The 17,989-nt window shown below is 70.1% G+C and carries 23 protein-coding genes; 14 read left to right on the top strand and 9 right to left on the bottom strand.

Annotated features, from left to right (window positions below; genetic code table 11):
• Positions 1–9: 9 nt before the first annotated feature.
• Complete coding sequence (locus tag ACFWIW_RS35380; protein ID WP_378372450.1) at positions 10–2,067, bottom strand: ATP-dependent DNA helicase; 2,058 nt, start codon at positions 2,065–2,067, stop codon at positions 10–12.
• 125 nt (positions 2,068–2,192) lie between these two features.
• Positions 2,193–2,783 (bottom strand): biotin transporter BioY, encoded by a 591-nt coding sequence (locus tag ACFWIW_RS35375; protein WP_378372449.1) that lies wholly within the window; start codon positions 2,781–2,783, stop codon positions 2,193–2,195.
• Positions 2,784–2,926: 143 nt separating this feature from the next.
• Between ACFWIW_RS35375 and ACFWIW_RS35370 the strand changes: the two genes are divergently transcribed.
• Complete coding sequence (locus ACFWIW_RS35370) at positions 2,927–3,592, top strand: choice-of-anchor P family protein (RefSeq protein ID WP_378372448.1); 666 nt, start codon at positions 2,927–2,929, stop codon at positions 3,590–3,592.
• 69 nt (positions 3,593–3,661) lie between these two features.
• Here the strand turns inward: ACFWIW_RS35370 and ACFWIW_RS35365 are convergent, their stop codons facing one another.
• The 3 genes from ACFWIW_RS35365 to ACFWIW_RS35355 are packed head-to-tail and all read right to left on the bottom strand — an operon-like array spanning position 3,662 to position 6,212.
• Positions 3,662–4,315 (bottom strand): bifunctional 4-hydroxy-2-oxoglutarate aldolase/2-dehydro-3-deoxy-phosphogluconate aldolase, encoded by a 654-nt coding sequence (locus ACFWIW_RS35365; RefSeq protein ID WP_378372447.1) that lies wholly within the window; start codon positions 4,313–4,315, stop codon positions 3,662–3,664.
• Positions 4,312–4,887, bottom strand: coding sequence for a nicotinamidase (locus tag ACFWIW_RS35360; protein ID WP_378372446.1), 576 nt, complete (start codon positions 4,885–4,887; stop codon positions 4,312–4,314). Before ACFWIW_RS35360 ends, ACFWIW_RS35365 begins: the two co-directional genes overlap by 4 nt.
• Before the next feature lie 20 nt (positions 4,888–4,907).
• On the bottom strand, positions 4,908–6,212 hold the full coding sequence (locus ACFWIW_RS35355; protein ID WP_240600185.1) for a nicotinate phosphoribosyltransferase: 1,305 nt from the start codon (positions 6,210–6,212) through the stop codon (positions 4,908–4,910).
• A gap of 74 nt (positions 6,213–6,286) precedes the next feature.
• Between ACFWIW_RS35355 and clpS the strand changes: the two genes are divergently transcribed.
• The 7 genes from clpS (at position 6,287) to ACFWIW_RS35320 (ending at position 10,722) form a co-directional block, all read left to right on the top strand.
• Positions 6,287–6,586: an ATP-dependent Clp protease adapter ClpS gene (clpS, locus tag ACFWIW_RS35350; RefSeq protein ID WP_005165655.1), complete on the top strand. Its 300-nt coding sequence runs from the start codon at positions 6,287–6,289 to the stop codon at positions 6,584–6,586.
• On the top strand, positions 6,583–7,140 hold the full coding sequence (locus ACFWIW_RS35345; RefSeq protein ID WP_007028265.1) for a DUF2017 domain-containing protein: 558 nt from the start codon (positions 6,583–6,585) through the stop codon (positions 7,138–7,140). The genes clpS and ACFWIW_RS35345 overlap by 4 nt, the downstream gene beginning before the upstream one ends.
• The gene (locus ACFWIW_RS35340) at positions 7,137–8,129 is read left to right on the top strand and encodes a P1 family peptidase (protein WP_378372445.1); all 993 of its coding nucleotides are present in this window, start codon (positions 7,137–7,139) and stop codon (positions 8,127–8,129) included. The genes ACFWIW_RS35345 and ACFWIW_RS35340 overlap by 4 nt, the downstream gene beginning before the upstream one ends.
• Before the next feature lie 61 nt (positions 8,130–8,190).
• Positions 8,191–8,607: a Mov34/MPN/PAD-1 family protein gene (locus ACFWIW_RS35335; RefSeq protein WP_016336788.1), complete on the top strand. Its 417-nt coding sequence runs from the start codon at positions 8,191–8,193 to the stop codon at positions 8,605–8,607.
• Between the two features lie 75 nt (positions 8,608–8,682).
• Positions 8,683–8,955 carry a MoaD/ThiS family protein gene (locus ACFWIW_RS35330; RefSeq protein WP_005165659.1) on the top strand — a complete coding sequence of 91 codons (273 nt, stop codon included), beginning with the start codon at positions 8,683–8,685 and terminating at the stop codon, positions 8,953–8,955.
• A 3-nt stretch (positions 8,956–8,958) separates the two neighbouring features.
• Positions 8,959–9,909, top strand: a complete 951-nt coding sequence (locus tag ACFWIW_RS35325) for a PLP-dependent cysteine synthase family protein (RefSeq protein WP_016336787.1) — start codon at positions 8,959–8,961, stop codon at positions 9,907–9,909.
• Between the two features lie 99 nt (positions 9,910–10,008).
• Positions 10,009–10,722, top strand: a complete 714-nt coding sequence (locus tag ACFWIW_RS35320; protein ID WP_378372444.1) for an aspartate/glutamate racemase family protein — start codon at positions 10,009–10,011, stop codon at positions 10,720–10,722.
• On the opposite strand, the gene ACFWIW_RS35315 is transcribed toward ACFWIW_RS35320, so the two are convergent.
• Positions 10,683–11,555 (bottom strand): arylamine N-acetyltransferase, encoded by an 873-nt coding sequence (locus ACFWIW_RS35315; RefSeq protein ID WP_378372443.1) that lies wholly within the window; start codon positions 11,553–11,555, stop codon positions 10,683–10,685. The two genes, ACFWIW_RS35320 and ACFWIW_RS35315, sit on opposite strands and share 40 nt — an antisense overlap.
• Positions 11,556–11,637: 82 nt before the next feature.
• Here ACFWIW_RS35315 and ACFWIW_RS35310 point away from each other — a divergent pair, with 82 nt between their 5' ends.
• Genes ACFWIW_RS35310 through rdgB form a run of 5 tightly spaced genes read left to right on the top strand, consistent with a single transcriptional unit; the run spans position 11,638 to position 15,309 of the window.
• Complete coding sequence (locus ACFWIW_RS35310; RefSeq protein WP_378372442.1) at positions 11,638–12,306, top strand: rhomboid family intramembrane serine protease; 669 nt, start codon at positions 11,638–11,640, stop codon at positions 12,304–12,306.
• A complete protein-coding gene (murI, locus tag ACFWIW_RS35305) occupies positions 12,303–13,109 on the top strand; it encodes a glutamate racemase (protein WP_007028257.1) in 807 nt (268 codons plus the stop codon). The genes ACFWIW_RS35310 and murI overlap by 4 nt, the downstream gene beginning before the upstream one ends.
• 30 nt (positions 13,110–13,139) lie before the next feature.
• Positions 13,140–13,907, top strand: a complete 768-nt coding sequence (locus tag ACFWIW_RS35300) for an MBL fold metallo-hydrolase (protein ID WP_378372441.1) — start codon at positions 13,140–13,142, stop codon at positions 13,905–13,907.
• Positions 13,908–13,930: 23 nt separating this feature from the next.
• Complete coding sequence (rph, locus tag ACFWIW_RS35295) at positions 13,931–14,707, top strand: ribonuclease PH (protein WP_378372440.1); 777 nt, start codon at positions 13,931–13,933, stop codon at positions 14,705–14,707.
• Positions 14,704–15,309, top strand: a complete 606-nt coding sequence (gene rdgB / locus ACFWIW_RS35290) for an RdgB/HAM1 family non-canonical purine NTP pyrophosphatase (RefSeq protein WP_378372439.1) — start codon at positions 14,704–14,706, stop codon at positions 15,307–15,309. The genes rph and rdgB overlap by 4 nt, the downstream gene beginning before the upstream one ends.
• Positions 15,310–15,360: 51 nt before the next feature.
• Here rdgB and bcp read toward each other — a convergent pair whose 3' ends face one another.
• The 3 genes from bcp to ACFWIW_RS35275 all read right to left on the bottom strand — a co-directional run bounded on the left by bcp (position 15,361) and on the right by ACFWIW_RS35275 (position 16,791).
• The gene (gene bcp, locus ACFWIW_RS35285; protein WP_016336780.1) at positions 15,361–15,834 is read right to left on the bottom strand and encodes a thioredoxin-dependent thiol peroxidase; all 474 of its coding nucleotides are present in this window, start codon (positions 15,832–15,834) and stop codon (positions 15,361–15,363) included.
• A 27-nt stretch (positions 15,835–15,861) separates the two neighbouring features.
• On the bottom strand, positions 15,862–16,407 hold the full coding sequence (locus ACFWIW_RS35280) for a hypothetical protein (RefSeq protein ID WP_378372438.1): 546 nt from the start codon (positions 16,405–16,407) through the stop codon (positions 15,862–15,864).
• Between the two features lie 201 nt (positions 16,408–16,608).
• Positions 16,609–16,791 carry a hypothetical protein gene (locus ACFWIW_RS35275; RefSeq protein ID WP_007028251.1) on the bottom strand — a complete coding sequence of 61 codons (183 nt, stop codon included), beginning with the start codon at positions 16,789–16,791 and terminating at the stop codon, positions 16,609–16,611.
• Between the two features lie 130 nt (positions 16,792–16,921).
• Between ACFWIW_RS35275 and ACFWIW_RS35270 the strand changes: the two genes are divergently transcribed.
• Entirely contained in the window at positions 16,922–17,881 is a 960-nt protein-coding gene (locus ACFWIW_RS35270; protein ID WP_378372437.1) for a glycoside hydrolase family 25 protein, read from the top strand.
• The last annotated feature ends 108 nt before the right edge of the window (positions 17,882–17,989 follow it).

Below are 17,989 nucleotides of genomic sequence, written 5' to 3'. Positions count from 1 at the left end.
CCAGGCCACTCAGGCCGGGGCGGCCGCGTCGAGGCGGCGCAGCGCGTCACGGGCGACCTTCGGGTCCATGGTCGGCCAGAACGGCGGCAGCGAGGCGCGCAGGAATCCGCCGTAGCGGGCGGTGGCGAGCCGTGAATCCAGGATCGCCACGACGCCGCGATCGGTGACCGAACGGTGCAGCCGTCCGGTGCCCTGCGCGAGCAGCAACGCGGCGTGCGTGGCCGCGACGGTCAGGAATCCGTTGCCGCCCCTGGCTTCCACGGCCCGCTGCCGTGCCGACGAGACCGGGTCGTCCGGGCGGGGGAACGGGATCCTGTCGACCACGACGAGCTGGAGCGACGGGCCGGGCACGTCGACGCCCTGCCACAGCGAAAGCGTGCCGAACAGGCAGGTGCGCGCGTCCTCGGAGAACTTCTGCACCAGCAGGCCGGTGGCGTCGTCACCCTGGCAGAGGATCGGCAGGTCGAGCCGCTCCCGCATCTCCTCTGTCGCCTGCTTCGCCGCGCGCATCGAGGAGAACAGGCCGAGCGTGCGCCCGCCCGCGGCCTCGATCAGCTCGGCCAGCTCGTCCATGGTCGAGGGCTGCAACCCGTCCCTGCCCGGCGGCGGCAGGTGTTTGGCCAGGTAGAGGATGCCGTTGCGTTTGTGGTCGAACGGGGAGCCGACGTCGAGGCCGGTCCACTTCGGGCCGTCGGCGTCGTCGGTGTCGGCGGGGGCGGCCTTGTCCGTCGCCGCGCCCGGTGCCTTCTCGACCCTGGCCCCGCCGGGCGGGAGACCCCACTGCCGGGCCATCGTGTCGAACGTGCCGCCCAGGGTCAGCGTCGCCGAGGTGAGGATGGTCGTGTGCTGGTTGAAGACGCGCTCCCGCAGCAGGCCGGCGACACCCAGCGGAGCGACCTTCAGCGCGGGCGGGCGCGGGTTCGTGGAGAAGCGGTCCCCGGTCAGCCAGACGACGTCGCGCTGATGCGCCTTGTCGTCGTCGAAGGCTTCGAGCAGCCGGACCGCCGTGTCGTGGACCTCTTCGAGCAGCGACCGCGCCAGCTTGCGGGCGGTGGCCTCGTCGACGTCCTCCTTGCGGTCCTTGCCGAGCGCGGTGAGGCAGCGGTGCGCGGCGTCGCGGACCGCGGGGATCGCGCCGGTGAGGGCCTGCGGGAGCGAGTCCATCCGGCCCGAGGGCAGGTCGTCGAGGATCAGGGCCAGCCCGTCGCTCGCCTCCAGCAGCTGGTCGGCCACCTCGTCGTCGACCAGCTTCCCGCAGCGCCTGGCGGCGGCGGAGACCATGCCGCTGGTCAGCTCGCCGGTCGCCACCGAGGTCACGCGGTCCACCAGGTCGTGCGCCTCGTCGATGATCACCAGATCGTGCTCGGGGAGCACCTGATAACCCTGCAGCGCGTCGATCGCCAGCAGGGCGTGGTTGGTGATCACGACGTCGGCCTTGCCCGCCTCGGCGCGGGACCGCTCGGCGAAGCAGTCCGTGCCGATGGGGCAGCGTGACGCGCCCAGGCATTCCTTGGCGGTGACGGAAACCTGGCGCCATGCCTGGTCCGAAACGCCGGGGACCAGCTCGTCGCGATCACCGGTTTCGGTGTCGGACGACCATTCCCGCAGCCGCGTGACCTCCTTGCCGAGCCGGGAGACGGCGAACGGGTCGAACAGCTGCTGGTCTTCCGGCTCGTCCGGGGCGCCGGAATCGAGCCGGTGGAGGCAGAGGTAGTTACGGCGGCCCTTGAGGATCGCGAAGGTGGGCTCGCGGCCGAGGGGCTTCTTGAGCGCCTTCGCCAGCCGGGGGAGGTCCCTGTCGACGAGCTGGCGCTGCAGCGCGATGGTGGCCGTGGAGACCACGACCGTTGCCTCCTTCTCGACCGCGTGCCGGATCGCGGGAACGAGGTAGGCCAACGACTTCCCGGTGCCCGTGCCCGCCTGGACGGCCAGGTGCTCGCCGGTGCGGATGGCGCGGCCGACGGCGTCCGCCATCTTGACCTGGCCCTCGCGCTCGGCACCGCCCACGGACTCGACCGCGTGGGTCAGGAGTTCGAGGACACCGGGGAAATCAGCACGGGAGGGCACGGGACAAGACGATAGCCGGGGGCACCGTCAAGATCGTCCGCCCCGTGCGATGAAAGGTCCCTTCCTGGCGAATTTCGCGAGGAAGGGACCTTTCATGGCAGCGCGTGGGGCGGTGAAAGGGCCGGTCACGACTCCTTGCGGAAGCGGGAGACCAGCGCCCAGGTGCCCGGAAGCAGCGCCGCCGCGACGGCGATCTTCAGCGCGTCCCCGATCAGGAACGGCACGACACCCTTCTCGAGCGCGGTCGACAGGCCCATGCCGGTCGACGCCATCAGCCACGGCACGCCGACCGAGTAGATGGCGAGGTTGCCAAGCACCATCGTCCCCGCCGTGCGCAGTGGCGTGCGGTCGCCGCCGCGGCCGGCGAGCGCGCCCACCAGGGCGCCCGCGAGCACGAACCCGACGATGTAGCCGGCGCTCGCGCCGTACAGGCCCGAAGAACCGTTCTGGAACCAGCCGAATCCGGCCGCGCCGACGGCGAGGTACAGCGCCATCGACAGCGCGCCGCGTTTCCAGCCGAGCGCGGCGCCGACCAGCAGGGCGGCGAACGTCTGGCCGGTCATCGGCACCGGCGAACCGGGCACCGGGATCAGGATCTGCGCGGCCGCGCCGGTCAGGGCGGCACCACCGGCGACCAGGACCGCGTCACGGACCAGAGCGCCGGGAACGAGGTCGGCGAGAACCGGACGGGTGCCGGTCACGGACAGCGAAGACACTCAGACCTCCTATGAGTACACGAATGTGAACCGAGGTTAACGTCAGATGGCGGAGCGCGGACCGAATGTCGGGCACCTCACGATCCACTCGACCGGGTGGCATGACCCTGCACGGGACAGGCGGTTGGTGGAGGCTGCCGGATATGAGGAAACCCGTTTCGAGGCTGTTGTCGGTGACGATGCTGACCGGGGCGCTGGTGACGGGAGGGCCGTCGATCGCGTCGGCCGATCCCGCGCCCGCGACGGCGGCCGCGTCGGTCGGTTCGCTCGACGTGGAGATCGGCGACGAACACGTGGTGACCGGCGAGCTGGCGCCGTGTGACGTCGACGGTCCCCTGAACGCGAAGACCCAGGGCGGGTCCACCGGCGACTTCGCCCGGTTCGGCGGCGGCGAGTCGCGCTGCGGCCGGAACGGCGAGGTGGCCGTCGCCGAGGCGGCCGGGCGGCGATTCGAGACCACCCTGCTCAAGAGGTTCGGCGGCCCGGTGATCAAGGTCCGCACGTTCATGGCGAAATGCAGCACGACGAAGGACGGCAGCCTCGGCTACATCGAGTTCGGCGACGTCACCGGGTTCACGCTGCCGGAGAACATCCCGCAGAACTACCGGCTGACCATCGCAGGGGGCAAGGGCGGGACGGCGCTGGCGTCGCTCACGGTCAACGAGACCGTCACGCCGACGCCGCCGGACGGGAGCCTCGTGACGCACATGCTGCACATCAAGCTGTTCCCGCAGGGCGGCGGACCGGCGAAGGGCGACATCTACCTCGGGACCGCTCGCTGCGACCCGTACGGCAAGAAGAAGCCCTGACGCCCGGCGTTTCGTCCTCTGGATGCGGTCCTTGCACGCGCAAGTACCGCATCCAGAGGACGAAACGCGTCAGGTGCGTGAGACGTACTTGGCGGCCGCCGCGACGAACTCACTCGCCCGGGCCGCCAGATCCGTCAGCGAGCCACTCGAAGTGAGCGCGTCACCGACCAGCGGCGTGGCGGCCGCGACGGCGATCGAACCCGAATCGAGGTACTTCGCGACTTCGGCCAGGTGGACGCCGCCCGTCGGGACGAGCGGGATGTCCGGCATCGGCGCCCGGATCGCCCGCAGGTAGGCGATCCCGCCGACGGCGGCGATCGGGAACACCTTCACCGCCGCCGCGCCGAGCCGCCATGCCTGGTCGATCTCGGTCGGGGTCAGCGCGCCGCAGATCACCGGCAGGCCGCGTTCGTGCGCGCGCTCCATGACCAGCGGATTCACCGTCGGCGTGACCAGGAACGTGGCGCCGGCGTCCGCCGCTTTGTCCACATCGGACACCTCGCGCACGCTCCCGGCGCCGACGTGCGCGTCGTCGCCGAGTTTCTTCCGGATGGTCGCGATGGCGTCCGTGGCGCCCGGCGTGGTCAACGCCGCTTCGAGCACCCGCACACCCGCCGCTTGCAGCACCGTCGCGGCGTCGGCGAACCGGCTCGCGTCCGCGGCCCGCAGAATCGCGACGAGCCGGTTTTCGATCAAGGTGTCCTGGAGGTCGTGCTGGATCATGCGGCGGGGACCGGCGCCTTCCCGGTGTAGGTCACGCCCGCCTCGTCGAAGTCCTTGAGCGCGGCGTCGACGGTCGGCTGCGAACCGCCGACCGTGAGGTCCAGCAGCACCCGGACCTTGAAGCCCGCCTTCGCCGCGTCGAGCGCCGTCGCGCGGACGCAGAAGTCCGTCGCGATGCCGACGACGTCGACCTCGGTGACATCGCGCTCCTTCAGCCACGCGTCGAGCGTCTTGCCGTCGCGCGCGTTGCCTTCGAAGCCGGAGTACGCGGCGCTGTACTCACCCTTGGAGAAGACCTCGCTGATCGGGACCACGTCGAGCGCGGGGTGGAACGACGCGCCGGAGGTGCCCGCGACGCAGTGCCGCGGCCAGCTGTCCTTGAAGTCCGGCGTCTCGCTGAAGTGGTCGCCCGGGTCGATGTGGTAGTCGCGAGTGGCGACGACGTGCGCGTACCCGCCCTCCGCGGCCTGCTTGGAGATCGCTTCGGCGGCGGCGGCGCCACCGGGCAGGCCGAGCGACCCGCCCTCGCAGAAGTCGTTCTGCACATCGACCACGATCAAGGCGGTCCCCATGTGTTGCTCCTGAGTCTCTTTTAGACGAATACGGTCGGGATGGCCGGCTCCCCGTGCGAGAGCTTGAGGCCTTCCCACGGAAGGCTCACCAGCGCCCGCCGAAGCCGCTGGCGCGCGTCGTCCAGCGTGGGCAAATCATCCACCGTCCGGCCGTCCCGGACCAGCGGAATCTGCAATTCGTGGTCGTTCGGTCCCCGTTCCGGGACCGGCGAGGCGGCCGTCCAGATCACCTCTTCGACGGCGGTGCCGGTCTCGCGGTGCCGTCGCAGCGCGGATTTCCGTCCGCCGCGGGATTCCTTGTGCGCGCTGCGCTTGGCGACCGGTTTCCCGTCGACCTCGACGAGCTTGTAGACCATCCCCGCGGTCGGCGCGCCCGAGCCGGTGACGACCGAGGTCCCGACGCCGTACGCGTCGACGGGTTCCGCCCGCAGCGCCGCGATCGCGTGCTCGTCGAGGTCGCCCGACACCACGATGCGGGTGTCCTTGGCGCCGAGGGCGTCCAGCTGCTCGCGGGCCTTGCGTGCCAGCGGGCCCACGTCGCCGGAGTCGATGCGGATCGCGCCGAGTTCGGTGCCCGCCACCCGGACGGCCGTTTCGATGCCCTTGGTGATGTCGTAGGTGTCCACCAGGAGGGTGGTGTCGGCGCCCATCTTGTCCACCTGCGCGCGGAACGCGGCCTCTTCGCTGTCGTGCAGCAACATGAACGCGTGCGCGACGGTGCCCCGCGTCGGGATGCCGTAGCGGCGCCCGGCTTCGAGGTTGGACGTCGTGGCGAAGCCGGCGAGGTACGCGGCCCGCGCGGCGGCGACGGCGGCGTACTCGTGCGTGCGGCGGCCGCCCATCTCGATGATCGGCCTGCCGTGCGCGGCACCCGACATCCGCGCCGCCGCGGACGCGATCGCGCTGTCGTGGTTGAGGATCGAGAGGATCAGTGTCTCCAGCACGACGGCCTCGCCGAAGGAACCGGTGACGGTCAGGATCGGGGAGCCGGGGAAGTACAGCTCGCCCTCGGGGTAGCCGTCGACGTTCCCCGAGAAGGAGTAGTCCGCGAGCCACGAAAGGGTGGCGTCGTCGACAACGGCCGTCGCTTCCAGCTGGCTCAGCTCGGCGTCGGTGAACCGGAAGTCCGCGATCGCGTCGAGGACCCGCCCGGTGCCCGCGACGACGCCGTAGCGGCGGCCATCGGGCAGACGACGTGCGAAGACCTCGAAGACGCACGGCCGGTCCGCCGTCCCGTCGGACAGGGCGCTGGCCAGCATGGTCAGCTCGTAGTGGTCGGTGAGCAGCGCGGTGCTGGCGCCAGTGGCCGCCTCGGGGAAACCCATGACACCAGCCTATTCACCCACATGGCCGGACCTGCCAGCCCATACCGGAACCGGCCCGTGACACCATGGAGTGCATGTCCACGCCTGTCGCATCCGAGCAGACGCAGGTTGATCCACAGGGAGTAGAGGTCGTCTCTGAGGACAAACCCTGGCGGACGGTCGTCTGGAACGATCCGGTGAATCTCATGTCGTATGTGACGTACGTGTTCCAGAAGCTGTTCGGTTACAGCCGGGACCACGCGACGAAGCTGATGCTCGACGTGCACCAGAAGGGCAAGGCGATCGTGTCGTCCGGTTCCAAGGAGAAGGTGGAGACCGACGTCGCGAAACTCCACGCGGCCGGCCTCTGGGCCACCATGGAGCAGCCTTCATGAACGGATGGCGCCGCAAGGGCGAGACCATCGTCGCCGGGTTCGAGCAGCAGGAGGCCGCGGTGCTGCGCGGTCTGGTCAGCCAGCTGGAGGACATGCTCACCGCGCGCGCCGAGGAGGCGCCGCAGGACGAGCTCGCGGAGCTGACCGGGATCCGCACCGGCCCGACCGAATCGCCGGACGACCCGGTGCTCTCGCGGCTGCTGCCGGACTTCCACAAACTCGACCCGGACAACCCCACCCGTGAGGACATCGACTCGGCCGCCGCGATGCGGTCGATCCACGAGCCGGAGCTGCTGGACAAGAAGGTCGGCGTCGCGAAGATCGTGCTGGACACCCTGCCGCGTGACGGCGGGAACGTGCGGCTGACCTTCGAGCAGGCCGACGCGTGGCTGGGCGCGCTCAACGACGTCCGCCTCGCGCTGGGCACCGCGCTCGACGTCACCGAGGACATGCCCGACGAACTGCCCGAAGACGATCCGCGCGCGCCGCATCTCGGCGTCTACCACTGGCTGACGTGGGTGCAGGAGACCCTCATCCAGTCGCTGACGTCGTGATCACCGACGTTCCCGGCGTACTGGTCGGGCACCACGAGCGGGTTGGCGACGGCTGGGCGACCGGGACGACGGTCGTGCTGGTGCCCGGCGGCGCCGTCGGGGCCGTCGACCAGCGCGGCGGCGCGCCCGGCACGCGGGAGACCAACCTGCTGGAGCCGGAGAACCTGGTCCAGCACGTCAACGCGATCTGCCTGTCCGGCGGGAGCGCGTACGGCCTGGCCGCCGCGGACGGTGTCATGCGCTGGCTCGCCGAGCGGAACCAGGGCATCCCGGTGGGGACCCAGCCGTACGAAGTGGTGCCGATCGTGCCCGCCGCGGTGTTGTTCGACCTGCCGCGAAGTGACTGGGGAAACCGGCCGGACGCCTCCTTCGGCTACGCGGCGTGCCAAGCGGCGAAGGACGGCCCGGTGCCGTCGGGGACCGTCGGCGCGGGCGCCGGGGCGAAGGCCGGATCACTCAAAGGCGGGATCGGGTCGGCTTCGGAGAAGGTCGGGGAGTTCACCGTCGGCGTCGTCGCCGCGGTGAACGCCGCCGGCGAAGCCGTGGATCTCTCGACCGGCCGCGCGTACGCGGCGGATCACGAGGTCGACGGCGAGTTCGGCGTCCGCTGGCCCGACCGGCCCGGCGACGTCGAGGCGAAAGCCGCGGGGCTCAACACCACCATCGGCGTGGTCGCGGTCGACGCGGCGCTCTCCAAGGCGGAGGCGCGGCGGCTCGCGGTGGCCGCTCAGGACGGCCTCGCCAGGGCGGTGCGGCCCGCGCACACGATGTTCGACGGCGACACGGTGTTCGCGCTGGCGACCGGCGACCGGGAGCTGCCCGGTGGCGCGGGCCCCGTCGCGGCCGCGCGGCGCGCGATGGTGCTGGACAAGCTCTGCTCGGCGGCCGCCCGGGTGTTCGGGCGGGCGATGGTGCACGGTGTGCTCTCCGCCACTTCGGCGGGTGACATGCGCGCGTACCGGGACGTGTGGCCCGAAGCCTTCTCCTGACCGGCGAGGTGCCGAGTGGCGGCAATCTCAGAGTATGGACCGGCTCTGTCCAGCACCTAAGATGGGCGACGTGCTCCGGATCCGCCGTGAACTCGTCGACGAGATCGTCGCCCACGCCCGTCGTGACCATCCCGATGAGGCGTGCGGGGTGATCGCCGGTCCCGAGGGATCGGACAGCCCCGAGCGCTACATCCCGATGCTGAACGCGGCGCGTTCGCCCACGTTCTACGAATTCGACTCGGGTGATCTGCTCAAGCTCTACCGCGAGATGGACGCCAACGACGAGGTGCCGGTGGTCATCTACCACTCGCACACCGCGACCGACGCCTATCCGTCCCGCACCGATGTCTCGTACGCCTCGGAACCCGACGCGCACTACGTGCTCGTTTCCACCAAGGACCCCGATTCGCACCAGTTCCGGTCGTACCGGATCGTGGACGGGGAGATCACCGAGGAGCCCGTCGAGATCATCGGCTGAACCAGCCACGTCCGGGAATAACCCGGACCGGCCCGAACGTCTGCGTTGCAGAGAACCCACCGGAGGTAGAAAACCATGGCCGTGACCGTGTCCATCCCGACCATCCTGCGTACGCACACCGGCGGCGAGAAGTCCGTCGAGGCGACCGGCAAGACCGTGCTCGAGGTGATCGACGACATCGAGTCCCGCCACGGCGGCCTCAAGGCCCGCCTGGTCAAGGAAGAGAAGCTGCACCGCTTCGTCAACGTCTACGTCAACGACGAGGACGTCCGCTTCTCCGGCGGTCTCGAGGCCGAGGTCAAGGACGGCGACACCCTGACCATCCTGCCCGCCGTGGCCGGTGGCTGATCGATGGCTCGCTTCGAGTCGCTGCTCGACGCGCTCGGCGGCACCCCGCTGGTCGGCCTTCCCCGGCTTTCGCCCACCCACGACGTGCGGTTGTGGGCGAAGCTGGAGGACCGCAACCCGACCGGTTCGATCAAGGATCGCCCCGCGCTGGCGATGATCGAGGCCGCCGAGCGTGACGGCACGCTCCGGCGCGGCTCCACGATCCTGGAGCCGACGTCGGGCAACACCGGGATCGCGCTCGCCATGGCCGCGAAGCTCAAGGGCTACGGGCTCGTGTGCGTGATGCCGGAGAACACCTCCACCGAGCGCAAGCAGCTGCTGCAGGCGTACGGCGCGCGGATCGTCTTCTCCCCGGCCGCCGGCGGGTCCAACGAGGCCGTGCGCCGGGCGAAGGAGCTCGCCGAGGCCAACCCGGACTGGGTCATGCTCTACCAGTACGGCAACCCGGCCAACGCCGACGCGCACTACCGCGGAACCGGGCCCGAACTGCTCAAGGACCTGCCGACGCTGACGCATTTCGTCGGCGGCCTCGGCACCACCGGCACGCTGGTCGGCGTCGGGCGCTACCTGCACGAGGCGAAGCCGGACGTGCAGATCATCGCGGCCGAACCGCGCTACGGCGAGCTGGTGTACGGCCTGCGGAACCTCGACGAGGGGTTCGTCCCGGAGCTTTACGACGCGAGCGTGCTCAACGGCCGGTACTCCGTCGGCGCGTACGACGCGCTTCGCCGGACACGTGAGCTGCTGGAGCACGAAGGCATCTTCGCGGGGATCTCGACCGGTGCCGTGCTGCACGCCGCGCTGGCCGTCGCCGAGAAGGCCGCCGCCGCGGGGAAGCCCGCCGATGTCGCCTTCGTGGTCGCCGACGCGGGGTGGAAGTACCTCTCGACGGGCGCGTACTCCGGGTCGCTCGACGAAGCGGCTCAGCGGCTCGATGGGCAGCTCTGGGCCTGACTCCCGTGCTCGGGCCTCGTGAGTGGTAAGGACGGTTCTAACCGTCCTTGCCACTCACGAGGCCCATCGTGAACCGCTCGCACTGGCACGATGGTGGCCATGAAGGTCATCGGATTACTGGGCGGCATGAGCTGGGAATCGTCGGCCGAGTACTACCGGCTGGTGAACGAGCGCGTCCGTGAGCTGCGTGGCGGGTACCACTCCGCGCGCGCCGTGCTGTACTCCGTGGACTTCGCCGAGATCGAAGCGATGCAGGCCGAGGGCCGCTGGGAAGACGCCGGACAGGAGCTGAACCGCGCCGCACGCGCGCTCGAGGCCGCCGGAGCGGACTTCGTCGTCCTCTGCACCAACACGATGCACAAGGTCGCCGACCGGCTCGCCGACGGTCTTGGCGTCCCGCTCCTGCATCTCGCCGACACCACGGCCGTCGCGATCAAGGCCGCCGGCATCGAGCGCGCCGGGCTTCTGGGCACCGGGTTCACCATGGCCCAGCCGTTCTACCGCGAACGCCTCGCCGCGCACGGCCTCGACGTGCTCGTGCCGGACGAGGAAGACCGCGAGACGGTGCACCGGATCATCTACGACGAACTCGTCCACGGCGTGGTCACCGAGGACTCCCGCGAGCGGTACCGCGAAGTCATCGCGAGGCTCGTCGAAGCGGGCGCGGAAGGCGTCATCTACGGCTGTACGGAGATCGAGCTGCTCGTGGGCCCTGAAGACAGCTCAGTGCCCACCTTCCCCACGACGAGGCTGCACGCCGAAGCGGCCGTGGACTACGCGCTGGGCAAGGCCTCACTCCCTCCCTCGGTGTGACGTTCGTGCTGGGCGACCGCCTGCCGCCACAGCCTGTCTTGTTCTTCACCGGTGAATCCGCCGCGAGCCACGCCGAAGACGTCCTCGATCGCCGTCCACCACTCGGCCGGTGACTCCAGTACGGTCTTGCCGCCCGGCAGGCCGCTCAAGGTCAGCGCGCGCAGCGAATCCACTCCCTCCGCGTCGCGCCGCTGCACCACCAGCGTGCGGACGAAGCCGGAATCCTCCGACGTCGACAGCTCGACGTGTTTCTCGGCGAAGTCGGCCATCACGGCCGTCTCCGGCGCGAAATCCATCCCGAGGAAACTGCCCTGCGGGTCGTGGTCGAACCGCCAGCCACCGGGCGTGACCTCCGAGGGCCGGATCCGGAACACCAGCGGGCCTTGTTTGTACTCGCCCTCACGCAGCGGGAGCGGCTCGTGGATGCCGTCGCCGAGGCCGACGTCGACCAGCCAGCCGACGCCGGGTGTCTCCGGCAGGCCGGTGACCGTCAGCGCCAGGTGGTTGAGGTGGATCCCGGCAGGCGCGCCCGGCATCTGCGCGCCGCTCGGATGCCGGGTGACCTGGTAGCCGAGCGCCCGCAGCAGGGCCGAGAACGCGCCGTTGAGGTGATAGCAGTAGCCACCGCGGCCGGCGGCGATCCGGCCGAACGACACCGCCGGATCCAGCGAGGTCACCCGGCCGAGCTGGACTTCGAAATCTTCGTACGGCACACGTTCCACGTGGGCCTTGTGCAGGCGGAAAAGGGCGTCGACGCTCGGCGGCTCGTGCTCGAGGCCGAGTCGCGCGAGGTAGGCGGGCACGTTCACGTGCTCGGAAGAAGGGAACCCCATGTGATCGACCGTAGCGGGCACCACCGACAAATCAGGGTTCTCACGGAGGCGATCCCGCCGATCCGCGTCGTAGCCTGGGGAGGTGACCACATTGCCTCCCCAGCCGGTCCCGGCGAGCGAGTCGTCCGGTGCGGATCCGGCCAAACGCGTCCTGCCGCCGAACCCGAGGGCCGCCGCGATCGTGGCGCTCGCCTTCACCGCGCTGCTCTACCTGGTCGAGCTGGTCGACGTCGTGCTGCCCGCCGACCTCGACCAGAGCGGGGGGATCGTCGCCCGTGAGATCTCCGATCTCGACGGCGTGCTCTGGGCGCCGCTGCTCCACGCGGGCTGGGGGCACCTGTTCTCCAACACCGTCCCGGTGCTGGTGTTCGCCTTCCTCGCGATGTCCGCGGGTATCGGCCGGTGGGTGCTGGTCACCGCGATCATCTGGGTGCTCTCCGGCCTCGGCGTGTGGCTGATCGCGCCAGGCGGCACGGTGACCGTCGGAGCGTCCGGCGTCGCCTTCGGCTGGCTCGCGTTCCTGCTGGTCCGGGGCATCTTCAACCGCGCCGTCGGGCAGATCCTGGTGGCCGTGGTGCTGCTGGGCATCTGGAGCGGGATGCTCTGGGGACTGCTTCCGGGCGACCCGGGCGTCTCCTGGCAGGGTCACCTGTTCGGCGCGCTGTCCGGGGTCTTCGCGGCCTGGTTGATGGCGCGCGCCGACAGGTCCCAAGCCAGGAAAGCGACCGGCCCCGGTAGCCTCGCCGGGTGACCAAGCCGAGCGCCGACGCCCCGATCGGCGTCTTCGATTCCGGAGTGGGCGGGCTCACCGTCGCCAGGGCGATCCTGGAGCAGCTGCCCGGTGAGCAGCTGCGCTACGTCGGCGACACCGCCCGCAACCCGTACGGCCCGCTTCCCATCGCGACGGCACGCCAGTACGCGCTGGAAGCGCTGGACGACATCGTCGAAGGCGGGGTGAAGGCGCTGGTCATCGCCTGCAACACCGCCTCCGCCGCCTGCCTTCGCGACGCGCGGGAGCGCTACGACGTCCCCGTGATCGAGGTCGTCCTCCCGGCCGCGCGCCGGGCCGTGTCGGCCACGCGTTCCGGGCGTATCGGCGTGATCGGCACCGAAGGAACCGTCCGGTCCCGCGCCTACGACGACGCCTTCAACGCCGCGCAGGACGTCGAGATCACCAGCGTCGCGTGCCCGCGCTTCGTGGATTTCGTCGAACGCGGGATCACCACCGGGCGCCAGGTGCTCGGGCTCGCACAGGGCTATCTGGAACCACTGCTGGACGCGCAGGTCGACACGCTGGTCATGGGCTGCACGCACTACCCGTTGCTGTCCGGGGTGCTGCAGATCGTCATGGGCCAGGACGTCACGCTGGTGTCCAGCGCCGAGGAGACCGCGCGTGACCTCGTGCGCGTCCTCACCGAAGCCGATCTCCTCGCCGAGCGCGACACCCCGCCGCGGCACGAGTTCGTCGCCACCGGATCCGCCGAACCGTTCACCAGGCTCGCTCAGCGGTTCATGGGCTTCGCTCCGGGTGTGCTGGCTCCCACCAGCGCCTAAAATCGCCGATTCCGTGCTTAAGGTGTCACAGTGCGTCTCACGATCCTCGGCTGCTCCGGCAGCATCCCCGGGCCCGACGCCGCCGCGTCCGGCTATCTGCTCGAGGCGGACGGGTTCGTCCTGGGGCTCGAACTCGGCAACGGGACGCTGGCCAGGCTGCAGGCCCTGCGCGACCCGTTCGACCTCGACGCGCTGATCCTTTCGCATCTCCATCCCGATCATTGCGCCGACGTCAGCGCGCTGACCGTGCTGCGCCGCTACCATCCGGCGTTGCCGTATCCGGCCAGGCCGCGGCGGCTGCCGGTGTACGGGCCCTCGGACGTGCACGAGCGGCTCGCCCACGCGTACGCCGCGAACGAGGAGGAGCGGGCGACCACCGATCTTTCCGACGTCTTCGCCTTCGAGGCGCTGCGGCCGGAGCCCATGGAGATCGGGCCGTTCGAGGTCACCGCGGTCCCCGTCGACCACCCGACCCCGGCGTTCGGCCTGCGGTTCGCGCACGGCGGCAAAACCCTCGCGTACACCGGTGACACGGGCGTCTGCGACACCCTGACCGATCTCGCCTGCGGCGCCGACGTCCTGCTGTCCGAAGCGTCGTGGACCGACTCTCCCGACCGGCCCGCCGGCGTCCATCTGTCCGGTAAGGAAGCGGGCGAGCTGGGACGCAAGGCCGGGGCGGGGCGGCTGCTGCTCACCCATGTCGCGCCATGGACCGACCGCGACGCCGTGCTCGCCGAGGCGGCCGTCGCGTTCCCCGCCGCCGAGCTGGTCGAGCAGGGCGCCGTCTACGACCTCTGACGCGGGGTTCTAGAGTGGCGGCCGTGGCGAGAAAAGACGGCAGGAACGACGACCAGCTTCGCGACATCAAGATCACCCGCGGTTTCCAGCGGTGGCCCGCGGGATCGGTGTTGATCGAATTCGGCGACACCCGGGTGCTGTGCGCGGCGAGCGTCACCGAAGGCGTCCCCCGCTGGCGGGCCGGTTCCGGCCTCGGCTGGGTCACCGCCGAGTACGCGATGCTGCCGTCTGCGACCAACACCCGCAGCGACCGGGAATCCATCAAGGGCCGCGTCGGCGGCCGCACGCACGAGATCTCCCGGCTGATCGGCCGGTCCCTGCGCGCCTGCATCGACCTGGCGGCGTTGGGGGAGAACACGATCGTCATCGACTGCGACGTCATCCAGGCCGACGGCGGCACCCGCACGGCCGCGGTGACCGGCGGCTACGTCGCCCTCGCCGACGCCGTCACCTGGCTCGCCGCGGCGGGCCGCCTCGCCGACCCGCAGCCGCTTTCGTCTTCGGTGGCAGCGGTGAGCGTGGGCGTCGTCGACGGACGGGTGCGTCTCGACCTGCCCTACGAAGAGGACTCGCGCGCGGAGGTCGACATGAACGTCGTCGCCACCGGCGCCGGCACCCTGATCGAGGTGCAGGGCACCGGCGAGGGCGCCACCTTCGCCCGGTCCACTTTGGACAGCATGCTGGACGTGGCGCTCGCGGGCTGCGAAGAACTGACCCGTCTGCAGACCGAAGCGCTCGCGCTGCCGTACCCCGGCGAACTCCCCGAGCCGCGCCCCGACAAGAAGAAGGGCGCCAAGTGACCAAGCTGCTCCTCGCCACCCGTAACGCGAAGAAGCTCGGCGAGCTCCGGCGCATCCTGGTGACGGAGGGGATCGAGGGCGTCGAGGTCATCGGCCTCGCCGACGTCCCCGAGTTCCCCGAAGCACCCGAAACCGCTCCGGACTTCGAAGGCAACGCGCTCGCGAAGGCTCAGGACGCGGCCGCCGCGACCGGTCTTCCGGCCATCGCCGACGATTCGGGTATCACCGTCGACGCGCTCAACGGTATGCCGGGCGTGCTCTCGGCGCGCTGGTCGGGCAAGCACGGCGACGACGAGGCGAACCTGGATCTCGTGCTGGCGCAGCTGTCCGACACGCCCGACGAGCGGATGGGCGCCGCTTTCGTCTGCGCGGCCGCGCTGGTCGTCCCGGGTGGCGACGAAACCGTGGTGCGCGGGGAATGGCGCGGCACGCTGATCCGGGAACGCCGTGGCGCCAACGGATTCGGATACGACCCGATCTTCGTGCCCGAAGGGGAGACGCGGACATCGGCGGAGCTGGAACCGTCCGAAAAGGACGGTTTGTCGCACCGGGGGAAGGCGTTGCGCGCGTTGGTGTCGGAGCTCAGGAAGTTGGTGGGTTGAGTCTCGTGAGTGGTAAGGACGGTTAGAACCGTCCTTACCACTCACGAGGCTTTACGCCAGGGAAAGGTCCCGGAGAAGCTTCGCGACGTGGCCCGTCGCCCGCACGTTGTACTGCGCCACCGCGATCTTGCCTTCGGGGTCGACGACGAACGTCGAGCGGATGACGCCTTCGTAGACCCTGCCGTAGTTCTTCTTCTCGCCGAAGGCGCTGTACGCCTTCAGGACCGTCTTCTCCTCGTCGGACAGCAGCGGGAAGGTCAGCCCCTCCGCCTCGACGAACTTCGCCAGCTTCGCGGGCTTGTCGGGCGAGATGCCGAGCACCTGGTAGCCGGCGTCGTTGAGCTGCGCGAGGCTGTCCCGGAAGTCGCACGCCTGCTTCGTGCAACCCGGCGTGCCGGCGTTCGGGTAGAAGTACACGACGACCGACTTGCCGCGGAAGTCGCTGAGCTTGACGTCGTTGCCCTCGCTGTCGGGGAGGGTGAAGTCGGGCGCTTTGTCGCCGGGGGAAAGTCGCTGCTCGGTCATGACGCACACGGTAGCGAACCGGCGGCGTCAGACCTGTCCGCAGTACTTCGCGGCGACGGGCTCCGACGGGCTCGGCCGCACCTGCAGGCGCAGCCTCACCGGCCTGTCCGGAACGGCGAACGCCAGGTTCAGGTGGACCGACCGGCCGGGCGCCACGTCCTTGCCGGCGTCCGCGACGCCGTTGTATCCCTGCACCGGGTCGACTACCTGTTTGACCGACGAGGTCTCCCCGTCGACCTCGCCGGTCACGGACAGGCCGGAGAGCCGGTACGTGCCGTCGCCCGCGTTCGTCACCTCGATGCCGAAGGCCACCGCGCGCGGGCTCTGCGGATACGCCGACGCGCTGGGGCGGAACGACCTCGGCGCGGAAACGGAGATCGTGACCCCGGTCGCGAACCGGTGCGGGGCGCCGAACGCCAGATCGCCTTCGGCGTGCGTCGCGGCCAAACCCTGTGCCGGGGCGTCCGCACCGAGCACGGCGGCACCCTTTTCCGGTGCCGGAACCCCGCACGCGGCCGCCAGCATCAGCGAGCAGGCGGCGATGAGGAGCTTCGGGGTGCGCGGGGGCGCCATGTGCGGTTACTCCAGTCGGAGGTGCGGGTGGGCCGTTCGAGGTAGGTATTAGTGCCGAAGAGTCCAGGGTGACGGTCTTCCGCAGCCGAGAGGAGCGGCACGGCCGGGTTGAGGCGCACCTGGTGTACAGCCGTGGCCGATCCGTGATCGGAAGGGTACGGCTAGTGACAGCCGTCACGTCGATGGCACATCCGCGGCGGGTCAGACGGCGAAGGCGAAGAACAGGATGAAGATCGCCAGACCGGACACCCAGGCCACGATCAGCCAGCCGAAATCACGCATCGGATCGACCGCCCGGCTCTCCTCGCCCGGGACGTAGACGCCGCGCTCTTCGAACCAGTCCGCCCACCTGGTCAGCCAGCGAAAGGGGCTTCGAGACGCCATGGCTGTCACAGTACGGGCATGGGTGAGCCGCGTCAGCCACGGAGGTGCCGCCCGAAAGGGCGAACCGGGCGAACCAGTTATCGCCCACTAGGCTCTTTTGTCCAACTGGTTCACCCGTCAGGCTGTAACGATGGCGCTGGGAATAGATATCTACAGTCGCTTTCAATCCGTTACCAATTGGCAGGCCGTCAAGAACCACGGCGTGACGTTCGTCTTCGTCAAGCTCAGCGACGGCGGCGGCCTCCCGAACGGCGGCCGCAACACCGGCGACGCGCTGGTGGCGGGCGCGAGATCCGTCGGGATCCCGGTGGGGGGCTATCACTACGCCCAGGCGAGTCCTTCGCCGGAGGCACAGGCTGACGTGCTGATCGGGGAGGTCCGGCGCCTCGGGGCGACCGGATGTGTCCCGATGCTCGACCTCGAGGACAACCCGCCGGGGTCGGGGACGCCGAACATCCCCGACTCACGCAAGCGGGACTTCTCGATCAGGTTCTGCAACCGCGTGGCGGGGCACGGCTTCCGGCCTGGCATCTACATGAACAACTCGCTCGCCAAGATGCTGCGTCCCGACCAGTTCGGCGTGCGGGACCTCGTCATCTGGATCGCGCGTTACGGCGCGAAACCCGATCCGGCCGCGGGCCGGTACGACATCCACCAGTATTCGGACGCCGGCCACATCCCCGGCATCCGCGCGAGCGCCGTCGATCTCAACGAGTCCTACACGAACGCCCACTTGGCCGGCGGCGGTGCCGCCCCGAAACGGAAGGCGACGACAGAACTCATGGAACGCAGGACCATTCCGGCCAGCCCGTCCGTCACGTCCGTGCGGCTGTTCCTCTCCGGGAGCGAGACGGCCGCGATCATCGTCCGCCCGCGGGTCGACGGGGACGGCATCACCGACGCGCCCGTCTGGCAGGGCAACATTTACGCCTGGGGCAGCGACAAGGTCGGCGTCGGCGGGAATCCCATGCAGACGCCCGGATTCAACCCGAAGACGGTCTCGCACCGGCGGTACCACCTGCCGGGCGCGGTGTGGGCCGATTTCGAATACAGCTCGAACGTCGAGTTCGAGATCGACATCGTCGGCTGAACCCGAAGTGCATGCGGGCCTCGTGAGTGGCAAGGACGGTTAACCGCCTGGCCCACACGAGGGCGGGACACCCCGCCCCCGGCCCCCCCCCGGCCCCCCAGAAAAGAT

This window comes from Amycolatopsis sp. NPDC058340, assembly GCF_042723975.1.
GTDB lineage: Bacteria > Actinomycetota > Actinomycetes > Mycobacteriales > Pseudonocardiaceae > Amycolatopsis.
This window is presented reverse-complemented; position numbering and strand designations above follow the sequence as displayed.

Excerpts from the sequence above, each read along its gene's own strand:
- ACFWIW_RS35360 (WP_378372446.1), bottom strand. The coding sequence starts at position 4,887 with ATGGGGACCGCCTTGATCGTGGTCGATGTGCAGAACGACTTCTGCGAG.
- ACFWIW_RS35315 (WP_378372443.1), bottom strand. The coding sequence starts at position 11,555 with ATGGGGTTCCCTTCTTCCGAGCACGTGAACGTGCCCGCCTACCTCGCG.
- ACFWIW_RS35365 (WP_378372447.1), bottom strand. The coding sequence starts at position 4,315 with ATGATCCAGCACGACCTCCAGGACACCTTGATCGAAAACCGGCTCGTC.
- clpS (WP_005165655.1), top strand. The coding sequence starts at position 6,287 with ATGTCCACGCCTGTCGCATCCGAGCAGACGCAGGTTGATCCACAGGGA.
- ACFWIW_RS35280 (WP_378372438.1), bottom strand. The coding sequence starts at position 16,407 with ATGGCGCCCCCGCGCACCCCGAAGCTCCTCATCGCCGCCTGCTCGCTG.
- ACFWIW_RS35330 (WP_005165659.1), top strand. The coding sequence starts at position 8,683 with ATGGCCGTGACCGTGTCCATCCCGACCATCCTGCGTACGCACACCGGC.
- ACFWIW_RS35325 (WP_016336787.1), top strand. The coding sequence starts at position 8,959 with ATGGCTCGCTTCGAGTCGCTGCTCGACGCGCTCGGCGGCACCCCGCTG.
- ACFWIW_RS35335 (WP_016336788.1), top strand. The coding sequence starts at position 8,191 with ATGGGCGACGTGCTCCGGATCCGCCGTGAACTCGTCGACGAGATCGTC.
- bcp (WP_016336780.1), bottom strand. The coding sequence starts at position 15,834 with ATGACCGAGCAGCGACTTTCCCCCGGCGACAAAGCGCCCGACTTCACC.
- ACFWIW_RS35345 (WP_007028265.1), top strand. The coding sequence starts at position 6,583 with ATGAACGGATGGCGCCGCAAGGGCGAGACCATCGTCGCCGGGTTCGAG.
- ACFWIW_RS35320 (WP_378372444.1), top strand. The coding sequence starts at position 10,009 with ATGAAGGTCATCGGATTACTGGGCGGCATGAGCTGGGAATCGTCGGCC.
- ACFWIW_RS35270 (WP_378372437.1), top strand. The coding sequence starts at position 16,922 with ATGGCGCTGGGAATAGATATCTACAGTCGCTTTCAATCCGTTACCAAT.
- ACFWIW_RS35275 (WP_007028251.1), bottom strand. The coding sequence starts at position 16,791 with ATGGCGTCTCGAAGCCCCTTTCGCTGGCTGACCAGGTGGGCGGACTGG.
- ACFWIW_RS35355 (WP_240600185.1), bottom strand. The coding sequence starts at position 6,212 with ATGGGTTTCCCCGAGGCGGCCACTGGCGCCAGCACCGCGCTGCTCACC.
- ACFWIW_RS35370 (WP_378372448.1), top strand. The coding sequence starts at position 2,927 with ATGAGGAAACCCGTTTCGAGGCTGTTGTCGGTGACGATGCTGACCGGG.